12 protein-coding genes are annotated in these 15679 nt (G+C 72.0%); 3 read left to right on the plus strand and 9 right to left on the minus strand.

The window, feature by feature from the left end; genetic code table 11:
• The first annotated feature begins 187 nt into the window (after positions 1-187).
• Both ACPXBU_RS15645 and ACPXBU_RS15650 read left to right on the plus strand, forming a co-directional pair.
• On the plus strand, positions 188-793 hold the full coding sequence (locus tag ACPXBU_RS15645) for a response regulator transcription factor (protein WP_393361572.1): 606 nt from the start codon (positions 188-190) through the stop codon (positions 791-793).
• A gap of 119 nt (positions 794-912) precedes the next feature.
• Entirely contained in the window at positions 913-1497 is a 585-nt protein-coding gene (locus ACPXBU_RS15650) for a response regulator transcription factor (protein ID WP_393361575.1), read from the plus strand.
• Between the two features lie 27 nt (positions 1498-1524).
• On the opposite strand, the gene ACPXBU_RS15655 is transcribed toward ACPXBU_RS15650, so the two are convergent.
• The 4 genes from ACPXBU_RS15655 to lanKC all read right to left on the minus strand — a co-directional run bounded on the left by ACPXBU_RS15655 (position 1525) and on the right by lanKC (position 7814).
• Complete coding sequence (locus tag ACPXBU_RS15655) at positions 1525-3297, minus strand: ATP-binding cassette domain-containing protein (RefSeq protein ID WP_425758563.1); 1773 nt, start codon at positions 3295-3297, stop codon at positions 1525-1527.
• Positions 3294-5018 carry an ABC transporter ATP-binding protein gene (locus tag ACPXBU_RS15660; protein ID WP_425758564.1) on the minus strand — a complete coding sequence of 575 codons (1725 nt, stop codon included), beginning with the start codon at positions 5016-5018 and terminating at the stop codon, positions 3294-3296. Before ACPXBU_RS15660 ends, ACPXBU_RS15655 begins: the two co-directional genes overlap by 4 nt.
• 73 nt (positions 5019-5091) lie before the next feature.
• Complete coding sequence (locus ACPXBU_RS15665) at positions 5092-5211, minus strand: SapB/AmfS family lanthipeptide (protein ID WP_013734295.1); 120 nt, start codon at positions 5209-5211, stop codon at positions 5092-5094.
• Positions 5212-5216: 5 nt separating this feature from the next.
• On the minus strand, positions 5217-7814 hold the full coding sequence (gene lanKC, locus ACPXBU_RS15670; RefSeq protein ID WP_425758565.1) for a class III lanthionine synthetase LanKC: 2598 nt from the start codon (positions 7812-7814) through the stop codon (positions 5217-5219).
• 423 nt (positions 7815-8237) lie between these two features.
• On the opposite strand from lanKC, the gene ACPXBU_RS15675 reads away from it, so the two are divergent.
• Positions 8238-9983, plus strand: coding sequence for an RICIN domain-containing protein (locus ACPXBU_RS15675; protein WP_425758566.1), 1746 nt, complete (start codon positions 8238-8240; stop codon positions 9981-9983).
• A gap of 92 nt (positions 9984-10075) precedes the next feature.
• Here the strand turns inward: ACPXBU_RS15675 and ACPXBU_RS15680 are convergent, their stop codons facing one another.
• The 5 genes from ACPXBU_RS15680 to ACPXBU_RS15700 all read right to left on the minus strand — a co-directional run bounded on the left by ACPXBU_RS15680 (position 10076) and on the right by ACPXBU_RS15700 (position 15675).
• Positions 10076-11527 carry an alkaline phosphatase PhoX gene (locus ACPXBU_RS15680; protein WP_393361590.1) on the minus strand — a complete coding sequence of 484 codons (1452 nt, stop codon included), beginning with the start codon at positions 11525-11527 and terminating at the stop codon, positions 10076-10078.
• Between the two features lie 170 nt (positions 11528-11697).
• On the minus strand, positions 11698-12600 hold the full coding sequence (locus ACPXBU_RS15685; RefSeq protein WP_425758567.1) for a hypothetical protein: 903 nt from the start codon (positions 12598-12600) through the stop codon (positions 11698-11700).
• Complete coding sequence (locus tag ACPXBU_RS15690) at positions 12597-13694, minus strand: hypothetical protein (protein WP_425758568.1); 1098 nt, start codon at positions 13692-13694, stop codon at positions 12597-12599. Before ACPXBU_RS15690 ends, ACPXBU_RS15685 begins: the two co-directional genes overlap by 4 nt.
• A complete protein-coding gene (locus tag ACPXBU_RS15695; RefSeq protein ID WP_425758569.1) occupies positions 13691-14137 on the minus strand; it encodes a DUF4188 domain-containing protein in 447 nt (148 codons plus the stop codon). The genes ACPXBU_RS15690 and ACPXBU_RS15695 overlap by 4 nt, the downstream gene beginning before the upstream one ends.
• Positions 14134-15675, minus strand: coding sequence for a phenylacetate--CoA ligase family protein (locus ACPXBU_RS15700; protein WP_425758570.1), 1542 nt, complete (start codon positions 15673-15675; stop codon positions 14134-14136). Before ACPXBU_RS15700 ends, ACPXBU_RS15695 begins: the two co-directional genes overlap by 4 nt.
• Positions 15676-15679: the final 4 nt, after the last annotated feature.

Genomic DNA, 15679 nt, shown 5'->3' on the forward strand with positions numbered 1-15679 from the left:
ACCCCGGGTGGCTGACCGACACGGCCATCGCACCCGCCGGTCTGGTCGACCAGTGCCCGCGCCCGTCCGCCGTGACGGTGCCCCGGGCCATGCCTATCCGTCCGTCGCGCACGACCGCCCTGACCAACCCGTGGATGTTCCGGGATCGGTGGCCGGTGTGACGCGTACCTGAGATCGGAGAAACGTGGTGATCCACGTTGTCGTCGCCGAGGACATGGGTTTGCTGCGCGGTGCGCTCTGCGCCGCGCTGTCAGGTGAGGAGGACATGAAGGTGGTGGCCGACGTCGATGGCGTCGGCGAGCTGTTGACAGTGGTGCGGCGGTGCCAACCCGAGGTGGTGGTGCTGGCGCTGACGCCGGAGTCGCCCGACCCGGTGGAGGTGGTGGCACGGATCAGCGCCGACGTGCCGCACGCCGCTGTGCTGGCGATGAGCCCCCGGTGGAGTCCGACGCTCGTGGAGGCGGCGCTGGCGGCTGGCGCGCGCGGCCTGGTCGGGAAGGACAGCTCCCTGGCGGAGCTGGTACGGGCGATCCGTGCGCTGGCGGCCGGGGAACGGGCGATCGACCCGGCCGCGGCGGTGGCGGTGCTGAGCCCACCGGAGATCCCGCTGACACCTCGGGAGATGGACGTGCTGCGGATGGCCGCCGAGGGGCTGCCCCTGAAGGAGATCGCGGCCCGCCTCTACCTGGCACACGGGACGGTGCGCAACCACCTGTCGGTGATCCTGCGCAAGACGGGGGCGCGCAACCGGTTGGAGGCGGTGTGGCGCGCGCGGTGTAACGGCTGGTTGTAGCGGTGCGGGCGGGTCCGGTGGAGAGGTCCGGACCCGTCCCCCTCGCCGTGCGGACCTGCCGGATGCGTGTTTGAATATTGACGTTGAGTGATCACTATCGGAGTGCGGGAAGGTTCGTCGTGATCCGTACCCTGCTCGCTTTGGACGGTGCCCTGGTGCTGGGCGCGCTGTCGTTCGTCCTCGCCGCCGAGGACGACATCCATGTCGTCGCGAAGGTCGACCGGGGCGACGCGGTCTCCGCGGCCGTCCGCGCCCAACGCCCCGACGTGGTGGTGGCCGACCTCGACGTCGTCGAGGCGGTCGAGCCGAGCCGACTCGGCCGGTGCCCCGTCCTGGTGCTTGCCCACCCACAGCGGGCACGGCGGTTGCGCGGCATGTTCTGCCCGACCCGGACGGTCGGCATCCTGCGCAGTGACGCCGCCCCGCAGCGGGTCATCGACGGGATCCGCCGGCTCGCCCGCCGGGAGCCGGTGGTCGATGCTGATCTCGTCGTCGCGGCGTTGCGCTCGGACGGCCCGCTGACCAGCCGCGAGACCGAGGTGTTGAAGCTGACGGCGGCGGGGGCGCCGGTCGCGGAGGTGGCCGCGTCGCTCGGGCTCACCCGTGGCACCGTCCGTAACCATCTCGGTCGGATCGCCCGCAAGGTGGGCGCGCGTACCCGGGTGGAGGCCGTGCGGATGGCCGGCGAGGCGGGCTGGATCTGACCGGCGCGGTCGGCTTGAGCCTGCGCCTCAGCCTCGCCGCGCCGGTGCCGTCCGGGGCGGCAGCACGTGGTCGTCCCAGCAGCCGACCAGCGCCCGGTAGGTGGCCGAGCGGGCCATCAGCTCCCGGTGCGTCCCGAGCACGGGCTCGTCTCCGTCGAGGACCAGCACCTGGTCGGCCCGCAGCGCGGAACTGATCCGGTGCGCGATCACCACGAGGCTGCCGGGCCGCCGGGCGAAGGCACTCTCGACCGTCGCCTCCAGCGCCGGGTCCAGGTGACCGGTCGCCTCGTCGAGGATCACCAGCGGGGCGGGTGCCAGCCAGGCCCGGACCGCCGCGATGAGCTGCCGTTCCCCGGCGGAGAGCACGGCCGGCGCGACCGGCCCGCCCAGCCCGCCCAGGCGGGTCGCCAGCGGGCGGGCGCCGAGGGCGTCGAGGGCGACCTCAAGCGTCTGGTCGTCGACGTCCGGCCGCAGGTAGCGGAGGTTGTCGGCGAGACTGCCGGTGAAGACGTACGCCTCCTGGGGCACCAGCACCCGCATCCCGGCCAGCATCTCCGGCTCGGCTTCGGTGACCGGCGCGCCGGCCAGGTGGACAGTGCCGGTCTGCGGCGGCACCAGTCCCGCCACCAGGGCGGCAAGTGTGGACTTGCCGACGCCGCTCGGTCCCACCACGGCGAGGTGCTCTCCGTCGGCCACCGTCAGCGAGAAGTTCCGCAGGACGGGCCGGGCGCGCGGGCCGTAGCCGAAGGTCAGCCCCCGGACCTCGACGGCCGGCGAGCGGCCGACCGGGCGTGACGACGGGCGGGGTGGCGGGGTGGCGGGGCCGGACCGACGGGGGCCGGCGGAGACCGGACCGGCGCGCAGGATGTTCTCCAGGGTGACCACGTACCGCAGCCCGCCACCGCCGAGGCCCTGCACGAGGGTGTGCAGGGCGGGTTGCAGCCCGGTGGAGACGTAGATCAGCGCGCCCACCACCGCGCCGGCGGTCAACCCCCGCTCGACCAGCCACGGAGCGGCCGCCAGCAGCACCACGAGCGGCAACCAGCCGCCGATGCCGAGGCTGAGGCTGCGGATCGCGGCCATCCGGGCGAGGGTGCGTTCGGCGGTGGCCTGCGCCGACACCAGGTGTTCCACGTCGGCCGTCACCCGTGCCTGGGCACCACAGGCCAGCACGTCGCGGTGACCGGCGAGCGCCGTCGCGGCCGACTGGCCGAGTTGCTCGCCAGCGCGGACGTACGCGCGCTGGTGCGCGGCCATCGCCGGCAGCGCGGCGAGGAACACGGCCAGGCCGGCGACCATCGGCGCGGCGGCCAGCACCGCGACCACCGGCGCCAGGGCGAGGAGGCCGAGCAGGGCCGCGCCGGCGGAGAAGAGGAAGCCGCGGGTCACCATCAGCAGACCGGCGAAGGTGTCGCGGACGATCTCCATCTGGTGGGTCAGCCGGGTGACGGCGGCGCTGTCCGGGCGACCACCTGCCCCGGTGGCGTCGCGCAACGATCCCCGGACCACCTGGGCGGCCACCTCGTCGCGGAACGGCTCGACCACGGCGCCGAGGCACCGGTACGTCCGACCGGTCGCCGCCGCGCCGACAAGCACGGCCACGGCGAGGACCGCCAACCACACCAGGCCGTCGAGGAGACGTCCGGCCAGGAAGCCCTCGTCGATGGCGCGGGCGACCAGGAGGCCGGCGAGCAGGGCGGGCAGCGCCTCGACGAGCGACCAGCCGCAGAGCCCGGCCAGATCGCGCCGGCGGGCCCGCAGCGCATGCCAGGTCACCCGCCGTACGCCGGGTCGGCTCACGAGCCACCGCCGGGCGGCTGGAAGACAGCCCGGTAGTCCGGGTCGGCCCAGAGCCGCCGGTGCGGCGCCAGTCCGCGCAGCCGACCGCCGTCCAGCCAGGCGACGAGGTCGGCCGCCGCGGCCACCGCCGGCCGGTGGGTGACCACCAGTCGGGTACGCGAGCCGACCCACCCGGTCACCGCCTCGGTGATCCGGTGTTCGGTGGCGGTGTCCAGGCTGGACGTCGCGTCGTCCAGGATGAGCAGTCGCTCGGCGGCGAACGCCCGGGCCAGGCCGAGGCGTTGGGCCTCGCCCCCGGAGAGCGGCGCGTCCACGAGCGGGGTGCGGTACCCGTCGGGCAGCCTGTCGATCACGTCGGCGACCGCGGCGAGGTGGGCCGCCTGGCGGACCGCCGGTGTGGCCGGGCTCCGGTCGGGGGGCGGCGCCGAGTCGGCGGGCAGCGCCAACCCGATCGCGTCGTGGACCGTCGCGCCGACGAGCACCGGCCGGTCGAAGGCGTAGCCGACGGCTCGGCGCAGCGCCGACAGGTCGAGGTCGCGCAGCGGCACCCCGTCGAGCCGCACCTCGCCGTCGTCGGGGTCGTGCAGCCGTCCCGCCACGGCGGCCAGGGTCGACTTGCCGGCGCCTGACGCTCCGACGACAGCCACCGTCGCGCCGGCCGGCACGTCCAGGTCGATGCCGTCCAGGATGGGTCGACCGTCGTCGGCGTACACGCGCACCCCGCGCAGTCGCAGGGTGCCGCCGCCGGGCGGAAGGGGCCGGTCGCCGGCCGGCGCGACCGGCTGTCGCAGCAGTTCGGCGACCCGGTGTGCCCCCGCACGGCTGCGCACCAGGTGGTTCAGTGTGGCGAGCACTCCACCGAGCCCGGCGCCCATGGCCGCGTACCGGACGGCGGCGACCAGTTCACCCGGGGTGAGCCAGCCGGCGGTCAGGGCGTACCCGCCGACCGCGACGACGCTCAGGTGCAGCAGCGGCGCCACGGCGGAGGTACGCGCACCGGCCCGAGCCAGCAGGTCCCAACCGCGCCGGCCGTGCCGGCCCAGCTCCGGCAGGGCCGCGAGCACCCGGTCCTCCTCGCGGCGGGTGGTGGCGGCTGCGGCGATGGTCCGGGCACCGCCCAGCGACTCCAGCAGTCGGCCGGCCATGGTGCCGAGGACCCGTTGGTACCCGGCGGTCGCGGCCGAGGCGTCGGTCACGAAGGCGCGCATGAGGACGGCGAGCAGCACGAGACCGGCGAGCAGGGTGATCCCGAGGACCGGTTCCAGAATGGCGAGCGCGACGACGCTGCCGAGCGGGGGAAGCACCGCCACGACGGCCAGCACCATGGCGTTGCCGGCCTGCCCCGCGTCGGCGGCCTGGCCGACCAACCGGCCGACGAGATCACCCACCGGATGGCGGCGGGTGGCGCGGACGTCCAACGCGAACACGTGCCGCAGCAGGTGCCGGCGTAGCCCGGCGGTGGCGCGCGCCGCGCCGAATCCGCTGGCCAGGTCCGTGAGGGTGTCGACGGCGATGAGGACGACGACCAGGCCACCGGCGGTTACCGCCCACCAGCCGGAGCCCCCGCCGAGGGCGGCGTCGACGGCGCGGCCGAGGACCGCGGGTAGCACCAGTTCGGCGGCCGCGCCGAGCAGCGCGACCGCCGCGAGCGCGCCGGTCCAGCCGCCGCCGGCCCGGGCCGTCCGCCGGAGCAGTCGATCCCCCGAGGCGAACGTCGGCATCGGCCCTCCCGGTGGTACGCGGTTGCCCTGGGTGGGCACGTCTGCCCACCCAGGGCTGCGCTTGTGCGGCGGATCAGTTGCAGGTCGTGACGGAGAGCGAGCTGTCGCCGCAGAGCAGCAGGCTCGCCCGGCTACCGCCACCCGTGCGGTCGGCCGGAGCCATCTCCAGGCCCTGGAGGTCCAGAAGCGCCATGTCGTTCACCTCCCTTCCTTCTGTTCGCCGATCAGGTCGCCCCCGCTGTTGCGGGGGAGTCTCTGCGCGCCCGGCAGCGGCGCGAGAAAGGGCAGCACCGGCCGCCGGTCGTGCTGTGCGCAGGCCAGCGCGAAGAGCACGCCGGCCGTGCCGGTGCCGAAGTCCATGGAGAGCCGTAGCAACTGCTCGCCGGGGAACGCGGTTCCCTCCCGGTACGGCAGCGCGTGCCAGCTCAGCCGATCCAGTTGCGCGCCGAGTTCCCGGCGGTCGGCGTCGTCGGTCGAGGCGGCGAGGTAGGCGATGATGCCGGCCCGGCCGGCGAAGAGCCCGGACTGCGCGTAGAACGGTGACCGCGCCGCGCGGCGGATTCCCGCGCTCGCCTCGGCGAACCGTTCGTCGGCGCGGTGCCGCAGGTACTGGTCGAGGACCAGCCCGATACCGACGCTGCCGTGCGCCAGGTACGGCATGGTCCGCCAGCCCTCGTTGACCTCCAGGGCGCCGTCCGGGCGCAGCACACACCTGCGCAGATCCTGGCGCAGCGCCGTGGCGGCGTGCTCCAGCAGCTCGTCGTCACCGCTGAGCTCGTAGAGCCGCACCAGCATCAGCGCCGGTCCGGTCCGGCCGCGCAGCAGCCCGGCGTACGGGTTACGTCCGCCGCTGACGTCCGGCCCCGGGTCGTCGGCCAGGTGCGCGATCACCCGCTCGGCGACCCGCCACGCGGTGTCGTGCAACGACACCTCCCCGGTACGCGCGGCCAGCTCGGCCAGGTTGAGCGCGATCCCGGACAGTCCGCTGGCCAGGCTGTGGTCGAGCCCGTCCAGGGGTTCGCGGAGGCAGATGTCGAGGACGTCGAGCGCGTCCTGCCGCCGGCCGAGGTGATCGAGCGCGTACGCGACGCCGTGCAGCCCGTCGTAGAAGCCGCACCGGGTGCCGGACGGCGGCGCTGTCGCTCGCCGCACCAGCCAGTCCTCGTGCTCGGGCCACCGCCCGGCGCCGCTCCGGTCGAGCGCGTACAGCACTCCCGCCGCCCCGTGGGCGAGGTTGAGGCCGCCGCTGCGGAACTGTTCGATGTCACCGGGGAAGAGTCGGTCGTCGCGTTCGGGGGTGGCGCTGGCCCGGATCGCGGTGACCAGTCGGTCCCGCGTGGCGGGCCAGTCGTCGGCGCGCAGGGCGCCGCCCGGGTCCGTGGCGGCCCGGGGGCTGCCGGTGATCTCCTCGACCGCGGGGTCGAGGAAGGACCTCGGCACCGGGAAGTTCGCGGCGATGATGTCGGCCAGGTGCGCCACCTTCGCCGGTGCGAGCCGAACCAACTGGGTGAGCGGCAGGAACAGCGCCAACCGCAGGCACGCCAGGGCGTACCTGTCGACAGCCGGCCCGGTCCGGTCCCGCGGGGCCGCGAAGCCCTGGTTGCGCAGTCCGGGTCGGCGGTGCCCGGCGATCGGGGCGGCCACCTCGAAGTCGACGAGGGCGACCCGGTCGTCCGGCCGGATCATGATGTTGAACAGGTGCAGGTCCCCGTAGACCAGGCCGCGTTCGTGGATGGCCTCGACGAGGGACTCGACCTGCTCGTAGGTCTGCCGGGCCCAGTGGGCGTACGCCGCCCGGTCGTCGTCGGTCGCGTCCGCGTCGATGAGGGGGTACCTGTCGACGAGCACCTTGTTCAGCGCTCGACCCTCGATGAACTCGAGCGCGAGGAACCGGTGCTCGCCCAGGACGAACTCGTCGTGCACCCGTGGCACCTGCGGCAGGTCGGCGAGGTGCCGCAGGGCTTCCGCCTCGCGGGCCAGCCGGGCGACGGCGTCCGTGCCGTCGGCGTCCAGGCCGGCGTGCGGCCGTGCCTCCTTCAGCACCACCTCGGTGTCGGTACGCAGGTCCCGGCCCACGTACAGCCCACCGCCGTTGGAGAAGTGGATCACCCGCTCGATCCGGTACGGCACCTGGTCGGTGCTGGTGCCGCTGCGGGCGGCCAGGTGCGGGCCGAGGAAGTCGGGCAGGGTGATCCAGGACGGTACGTGGAAGACCGGCTCCCGGCGGTCCGGCACCAGCGTGCCGGACTCGTCCTCGATCGCCGGCACCACCTGACCGTCCGGCGAGTGGCAGTAGCGGGCGGCGAAGCCGCCGTAGCGCACGTGGACCGGGCCGTTGCCGTAGCGGAGGTCGCTGAGGATGTACGGGCCGGTCTCGCCGGTGAGTAGTTCGTCGAGTTCCTTGCAGGTCAGCTCCAGCTCGGCGTCGTCGCTGGGGTAGACCGTGATGAACTTGCCACTGGCGGCCCGGGCGGCGTACTTGGAGTTGCGCAGCAGCAGGGTGCGGGGCCCGCGCAGGAACTTGAAGGACAGGCCGCGGGGAACGCAGTAGTCCCAGACGGTGTCCAGCACCCGCTCGGCGTTCGCCAGGCCCGCCGAGATGTGGATCTTCCAGCCCTGCTGCGGCAGCGAGCCGCCGTCGGGTGCGTAGATCAGCCAGTCGTCGAGCGGCTCGCGACGCCAGCCGGTCGGCAGCGGCCGCTCGGCGGCCGGGAAGACGGGCTGCGCGACGGCGCTGCCGAGCGAGTCGTAGAACAGCGGATCCGCGGCGCAGTAGCTGTCGTAACGTTCGTCCACTGTCCCGCCGCCCCTTCGACTCGGCCGGCTGGTGTGCCGGCGTTGCATCGAGTCTCATCGACGGGACGTGGTCGGCCCCAGTGCACGTAGTCACCACGTTCGATGCGAGGCGCACGGGTGCGCAATGACAATAGTCAGGGCTGCTGCGCCGACGCGGTCGCCCGCCAACCCCGCCGGCGCCCCTGTTCGATGCGACACGCAGGGTGGCCGTCCGCTCACTGAGCTGCACGTTCTTGACCCCTGGCGAAGACAGAACTTAGACTTCCGTGATTGTTAACGTTAACAGTCACGTCACTCGATCGTAATCGACACGTCATCGCCACCGGGTTCCCGTCACCCCCGGTGGCGACGCGACAGACCGGTGCCCGACCGGGCCGATGGGACCGCGACGGCGCGTACCACCACCAGCCAGGAGGACGAGACATGACGCACGAGCAGAACGAGCCGGTGAGCGGCGAGCGGAAATTGCTGAGCCGGAGAACCGTCCTGACGACGATGGGGGCCGTACCGATCGCGACTGTCGCCGCGGTCGCGGGGGCCTCGCCGGCCTCGGCCGCGGCGGCGAGCATCAATCCGTCCGCGACCCGGCAGACGATCCGAGGCTTCGGCGCCATGGCCCACGCCGCCTGGATCGGCGACCTGACGGCCGCCCAGCGGGACACGGCCTTCGGCACCGGCCAGGGTCAGTTGGGGTTCTCCCTGCTGAGGATCCCCGTCAACGAGAACCAGGCGGACTGGAGCGCCGATCTGGCGACGGCGCAACGCGCGGTCGCGCTCGGAGCGACGGTCTTCGCCTCGCCGTGGAACCCCCCGGCCAGCATGATCGAGACCTTCACCCGTGGCGGCCAGACCAACGCCCGGCGCCTGCGGTACAGCTCGTACGCCGCCTACGCCACACACCTGAACAACTTCACCACGCACATGCGCAACAACGGGGTGAACCTGTACGGCATATCGGTGCAGAACGAGCCCGACTACGCGGCCGAGTGGACGTGGTGGACCACCACCGAGATGGTCCGGTTCCTGCGGGAGAACGCCGGCTCGATCAGCACCAGGGTCATCGCGCCGGAGTCCTTCCAGTACGTGAAGTCGGTGTCGGACCCGATCCTCAACGACGCCACGGCGCTGGCCAACGTGGACATCATCGGCGCACACCTCTACGGCACCTCGTACTCGAACTTCGCCTACCCCCTGTTCAAGCAGAAGGGCGCGGGCAAAGAGCTCTGGATGACCGAGGTCTACTACCCCAACAGCAACACCAACTCCGGTGACGCGTGGCCCGAGGCGCTCGACGTGGGCGAGCACATCCACCGCGCCATGGTCGACGCCGAGTTCCAGGCGTACGTCTGGTGGTATCTCCGGCGCAGCTACGGCCCGATGCGCGAGGACGGCCAGATCAGCAAGCGCGGGGCCATGATGGCGCACTTCTCCAGGTTCGTCCGCCCCGGATACCAGCGGATCGACGCGACGGCGAACCCGGCGTCGAACGTCTACGTCTCGGCGTACCGGGGCGGCAACACCGTCGTGATCGTCGCCGTCAACAAGAACACCTCGGCGGTGAGCCAGCAGTTCACCCTGGCCAACACCACCGCGTCCGGCAGTGTCTCGAACTGGCTGACCGACGGGAGCAGGACCGTCGCGCCGCAGAGCGCGCTCACCATGTCGAACGGCTCGCTCACCGTCACGCTTCCCGCCCGCAGCGTGATGACGTTCGTGACCACCGTGAGCGGCGGCACGACCCCGGTGGGAGACACCTACAAGCTGGTGAACGTCGACACCGGTGTGGTTCTCGGCGTACAGAACATGTCCACGGCCGACGGTGGCCTGGCCGTGGTGTGGGGCGACACCGGCACCGCCGACCACAACTGGGTACGGGTCACCGACGGCAGCGCGTTCCGGTTCCGCAACGTCAACAGCGGCAAGGTCCTCGGCGTCGAGAACATGTCCACCGCCGACAACGCCCGCGTCATGCAGTGGAGCGACAACGGCACCGCCGACCACCGCTGGACGCTCGTGGCCAACAGCGACGGCTCCTACCGGATCCGCAACGTCAACAGCGGCAAGGTGCTCGCCATCCTCAACGGATCCAGCACCTGGGGCACCCAGGCCGTCCAGTACACCGACAACGGCAGCACCAGGAACAACTGGCGGCTGGTCGCGGTCGGCTGACGGTCCACCGCGCGGCTCCGGGTCGACCACAGAGGGCCGACCCGGAGCCGCACCGGCGGGGCTGCCCGCCCCCGCCTGTCGGTCCGACCCGGTCAGCCCAGGTACTTCTCCCACGGGCCGGTGATGGCCAGGGTGAGACCCGGGTCCTGCATGTTGACGAAGAGGACCCGGCCGTCGGCGGTGAAGGTCGGCCCGCAGAACTCGGAATCGTTGAGCTGGTTGCGGGCGATCGCGTACGTCGGCCCACCCGGCGTCGTGCTGAGCACGTGCGAGGCCCCGGTGCCGTCCTCGGCGAGGACCAGACTGCCCCACGGGGTGACGGACACGTTGTCCGGGCCGTCGAAGGTGAGGTCGTTGTACTTGACCGGCGTGCCCTCCTCCGAGGCCGTCTGGTGCGGGAAGTACGTCACCAGCTGGATGGTCTGGGCCCTGAAGTCGTAGAACCAGACCATGCCGTCGTGCGGCGCGGCGTCGGCCGGCAGGTCACCCTCGTCCCAGGCGTAGGAGTTGACCACGTACACACCCTCGTCGGTGCTCCACACGCCCTCGAACTTGCGCCCCCGGGTGACCTGACCGTCGGCGAACTGCTCGCGCACGGACGTGTGCCGCGCGTCGCGGTCCGGCACCTCGATCCACCGTACGGGGAAGGGGCGGCCCAACTGGGCGGAGGTCAGGTAGGCGACGTCCGGCAGCACCGAGCCGTCGTCCATGATGATCTGCATGGCGGCGAGGACGCCCGCGTTCGGCGCGAGGCGGGTGAGCACGCCCGGGCCGAGCTTGACGCCACGGGGCGCCGACCAGCGGTAGAACAGGCCGTTGGGCTCGTCGGCGTCCTCGGAGAGGTAGATGTGGGTGCGGTCCCTGTCGACCGCCAGGGCCTCGTGGGAGTAGCGGCCCAGGCACTTGATCGGCTTCGGGTCCGCGCTGCCGTCCGACCAGACCTCGAAGACGTACCCGTGGTCCTTCTGGTAGACGCCGGACCGGCCGCCCTCCTCCCACTCGTCGCCGGCCCGGTCCTCGGTCTCCTCGCAGGTGAGCCAGGTGCCCCAGGGGGTCGGTCCGCCGGCACAGTTGGAGATGGTGCCGGAGAGGGCGACGAACTCACCCAGGTTGCGGCCCGCGCGGTCGGTCCTGATCACGGTGCAGCCGCCGGCGTCGACGGCGCCCGCGTCGTACACCGTGCCCTTGACGTGCGGTACGCCGAACTCGGCGCCCGGGTCGATCTCGTGGTTCTGGATCAGGGTGTAACGGCCCTGGCCGGCGTCGTAGACGGCCATGCCGTCGTGGTCCGACGGCGTCACGCCCTGGCCACGATCGAGTCGAGTGACGCCGGTCCGGGTCACCACCGTGTAGCTGAAGCCCGCCGGCAGGGCCAGGATCCCCTTGGGGTCGTCCACGAGCGGCGGGAAGGGCACGGGACCGCCCTTGACCGGGTGCGGCCGGCTCGGGCTGGCCTGAGCGAGGGACGGCAGCCCACCGGCGACGGCAAGGCCCACGCCGGCGGCGGCGCCGCCCGCGAGGAAGGTACGACGGGAGGAAGGCACTCGAATCAGCTCCTGGTCAGGGTATGTGCGACGGCTGACAGCCAACTGGAGTGGGCGGACACCGACACGTCACCCGGGGGTTCCAGAGGTGACGTCACGGTGAAGAATCAGGGCAGCTCGCCCGTCGCGGACCACGGTCCGGCGGCGGGCTTTTCCGGCCGGGTCGACGGCTACTCGCCGCGTCGGGCCGACCGGACCGGGGCGACACGGGGTCGACCGACCCGAAACACCGCGAGCGGAAGGCCGGCGACCCGCTCGGCGAGCCGAGCGGCGGTCGCGGGGCAGTCGATGAGCTGGCTGAGCGGATGGACCGCCAGGCCGTGCCGGGCGAGAGCCAGCCACGTACGCAGCAGACGTCGCCCCGCGCTGGTCCGGTCCTCGTCGGCGGCGGCGAGGAGGACCAGGACGCTGCCGTCGTAGCGCAACAGGCCGCGTCCGCTGGCGGCCAGCAGCGCCGGCAGACCCAGCCGGCGGGTGACCGGGTACGCGCGCAGCGCGGCGGACAGGACCCGCGCTTCGGTCCGGGACAGGCTGAGCGCCCGGTCGGTGAGTCCATCGAGGTGGTAGCGAGGGTGACGTGGGCTCAGGCGCAGCCAGTCCCGCAGCTCGACCGCGACGGCGGGTGTGCCGAACATCCACCGGTCGGCGACGACCAGGTCCGAGACGAGCTCCCTGCTCGGGACGTGTGCGAGACCCGGCTCGAGTTCGGCGAGGACGGCGTCGTCGACGGACCCGGGCGCGTACGGACCGCGAGCGACCCGGCGGGCCTCGATGTCGGCGATCGTGAACGGAGTCGCGTACCGATGTGCCGCGGGGACCAGTCGTGGACCGGGCGCCACGGTGACGGTGAGGCCGAGGTCGGCGGAGACGATGAGGCAGGTCTCGACGAACGCGCCGATGCCGAGGGCCAGGTCGCGCCCGGTCGGGTCGGAGTCCGGCAGGCTGCGGGCGGGATCGACGTCGATGGTGATCTCGTCGGCGTGGTACTCCGGTCGCCACGGCTGCGTGTTGTGTGCGCTCGGCGCCCGGCGGCAGATCGCCTCGGTGGCCCGCAACCGCTCGACCCAGCTCACCGGGCTCCTCGTTCGTAGAAGGTGTACCCGTGCAGTGGCCGCCCACCCGCGCGCCGGTACTGGGCGGCGGAGGCGACGTTCGTCCGCTCGACGAAGGTGCTGCGCAGCGTCCGGTAGCCGCTGCGGGCGAGGTTGCGGTGCAACTCCCGGGACAGCAGCGTCAGGTAACCGTTGCCCTGCTCGTCGGGAACTGTGCCCTTGATGATGAGGACCGCGTCCCGCCGGTACCGGCGGCGGGTGGCGAGAAGCCGGAGCTGGTTGAGGACACCGAGTCGACCGCCGACCTTCATGAGGTATTCGGAGATGTCCGGCACGGTGACGACGAACGCGACGGGTCGGCCGGCCTTCTCCAGCCAGAGGAGCAGCCCCTCGTCGAGCAGGAACGCCAGGCCGTCGGTCTGCTCCGCCAGTTGCTCGGCGGAGATGTCGGTGTAGTAGCCCAGCTGCGCGAAGCTCGCGTTGAGCATCCGGCGCAGGATCGGCAGTTGGCTGCGCAGGTGCCGCCGGGAGCCGTGCCGGATGACGAGCTGTTCGCTGCCGATCCGGGCATCGTCGAAGGCGAATCCACAGTCGGCGTCGACGGCCGGCGACGCACCCGTGGCCGTGCCGTCGACGTCGACGAGCCAGGTGTCGGCCTCGAAGCGACGGTGGAAGCCGTGCCGCTCGTACATGTCCGGGTAGTAGGCGGGGTTCCACGCCGAGTCCACGAAGCCACGGTCGGCGAAGCCGGAGGTGATCACCCCACCGGTCTGGTTGGGCAGCAGGGCCACCGGCCCGAACAGGTGTCGCCCGTCGGCCCGGTGCTCGACCGCGTCCATGATGGCGGCGAAGACGTCGTCGTCGTCGACGAACTCGGTGTGCCCGAACAACTGGCGCGGGCCGACCTTGGCGTCGAAGGGCGCACTGCGGTGCATGCTGGTGCGTCCGACGACCTCGCCGCGTCGGTCGCGGACCACGAACAGCTCGGCGTCGCCGCGGTGGGCCGCGATGACCGATGACACCAGGGGCACGTACCTGTCGGTCGGGTGGAGCCGGAGCGGAAAGTCGACGAAGGCCCGCAGGTCGGCCCGTGACCGCACGGGATCCAGTCTCATGTGCGGTGCACCGGCGGGCCGGACGTCTCCCGCGAGAGCGGGGTGAAGGTCGGTATGTGTGCCATGCCGTCTCCCTCGGCGCGCCAGATGCCGTTGCTGTAGCCCTCGGGCTCGGCGTTGTAGAGGCGGATGTAGCCGCCAGTCGCGTTCTTCGTGCCGTGATCGGTCACCCAGCACATGAGGTCACGGTGATGGCGGCTGCGGGCGAACGTCAGGAGCGCGTCACGGTCGCTGAAGAAGGCGATGGTGCCGAGTGTGAACGGGAACTGGTAATAGACGGTGTGCCACCGGTATCCGTCCATTCGTTTCATCTGCCGGACCATCCGGAACCAGATCCGGATGAGCGTGAGGATCGAGCGCGGCCCCCGGTAACGGGTGGCGCCGACGAACATTGCTGTCGCCTGGCCCACGGCGGGAGCGGCGGAGAAGTCCGTGGTCCTCATGCCGGCACGCCCTTCACCAGGTAGACGTTCTTGATCGTCGATGCCGCGCCGGCGAACGGGCCGGTGCCGTACTCGTGGGCCTCCACGCGCAGGTCCGCAGCGGACGGGTCCTCGGCGAGGGACTCGGCGAAGTCCCGGCTGACCTCGGCGAGGTGGCGCAACACTCCCGCGCGGCAGGTCTCGGTGAGGGTTGCCCGCTCCACCGGGTCGAGCGTCAGGCCCTCGCGGAGTTGCAGGTTGACGACCGGCCGGCTCTCCAGGTCGGCCTGCTCGGTCACCGCCAGGCAGAAGCTCTGCAGCAGGTGCGCCCGGGGATTGTCGGCATAGAGGCCGTACTCGACGTCCTGCGGGTAGATGTTGGCGCCCATGTACGAGATCGTGCTGTCCTTGCGGCCGTACAGGAACAGCAGTGGGAGACGCATCCGGTCGACCTGCCAGGCACGGTCCGCGGCGGCCCGCGCCGCGGGGTCGGCGATCGCGGCCAGGACATCCGGGTACGAGATCAGCCGGCCCTCGTCGCCGATGTTGTAGCGCACCCGGGGATTGAGCACCGCCGTCGAGTTGATCGTGCAGAGCACCTCGTGGTCCGGAGTGGTCTCCAGGTACGTCTCCAGCGGGTTGTACTGGAAGACCATCGGCAGCCGGTGCTCGGCGGCGCCGAGCAGGGCGGTCCGCAACGCGGCGTCGGTACGCAGTCGTCGGCGGACCCAGACGCTGAAGTCGCTCTCCCCCGCCATACCGATGGTGAGGTCGCTGGCCCCGTAGCCGGAGCGCACCTTGACGAAGCGCTCCTGCAGGTAGTCGCGCAGCGCCTCGGTCATCCCCTCACCGCCGACGAGTCCGCTGATGCGGTAGTCGGCCCAGGGGAAGTCCTCGGCGTCGAGTTTGTCGCGCAGGTGCTTGAGGAACGGCGGGTAGGCGGTGACGATGTAGTCGAAACCGGGGCCGAAGTACAGCAGGGTGTCGACGATCTTCCGCAGGTCGGGCCCCGTGTTCTTGACCATCGCGATCTTCGACATGGCGATGCCGGTGTTGGTGCCGGTTGCCCAGGCGCCCATCGAGTACGCGTTGATGACGAACCGCCGCTTCGACGGGAACACCATCGTCGCGTAACCGGCCAGGTTCTTGTGCACCGAGCGCAGCTCGCGGCGGCTGCGGATCCAGTTGAACGGCTGGCCGGACGAGCCCGACGACTCGTCGACGACGCTGCCGGCGATCTCGATCTCCCCGTGCCGACAACGCTGCGCCTCCGGGTACGCCTGCACGTACGACCGCTTGTCGGTGGGCGGGTACGACGACAGATCGAACCAGCGGAACCGCCAATTGTGACCGCGCAGGAAATCGCCGTACGCGGGCACGTCGATCGCGGCGAACTGGCAGGTCATCCAGGCGTGCAGCCGGGCGAAGCGCCCCAGGGAGGGTCGGTACTGACGGGCCGTGAGCCGCCACACCGCCGGATGGATCCGGTAGAGGGTGTAGAGCCAGGTCAGGGCGAAGCTTGCGGCCCGCAGGGTCCACCGACGCAGGAATGTCACCACGCGG

Origin of the sequence: Micromonospora sp. DT231 (genome assembly GCF_049847025.1) — a bacterium.
Lineage (GTDB): Bacteria > Actinomycetota > Actinomycetes > Mycobacteriales > Micromonosporaceae > Micromonospora.

What these genes read in the sequence shown, in the direction of transcription:
- ACPXBU_RS15660 (WP_425758564.1), bottom strand. Translation starts at nt 5,018, where the DNA reads ATGCCGACGTTCGCCTCGGGGGATCGACTGCTCCGGCGGACGGCCCGG.
- ACPXBU_RS15665 (WP_013734295.1), bottom strand. Translation starts at nt 5,211, where the DNA reads ATGGCGCTTCTGGACCTCCAGGGCCTGGAGATGGCTCCGGCCGACCGC.
- ACPXBU_RS15675 (WP_425758566.1), top strand. Translation starts at nt 8,238, where the DNA reads ATGACGCACGAGCAGAACGAGCCGGTGAGCGGCGAGCGGAAATTGCTG.
- ACPXBU_RS15690 (WP_425758568.1), bottom strand. Translation starts at nt 13,694, where the DNA reads ATGAGACTGGATCCCGTGCGGTCACGGGCCGACCTGCGGGCCTTCGTC.
- ACPXBU_RS15695 (WP_425758569.1), bottom strand. Translation starts at nt 14,137, where the DNA reads ATGAGGACCACGGACTTCTCCGCCGCTCCCGCCGTGGGCCAGGCGACA.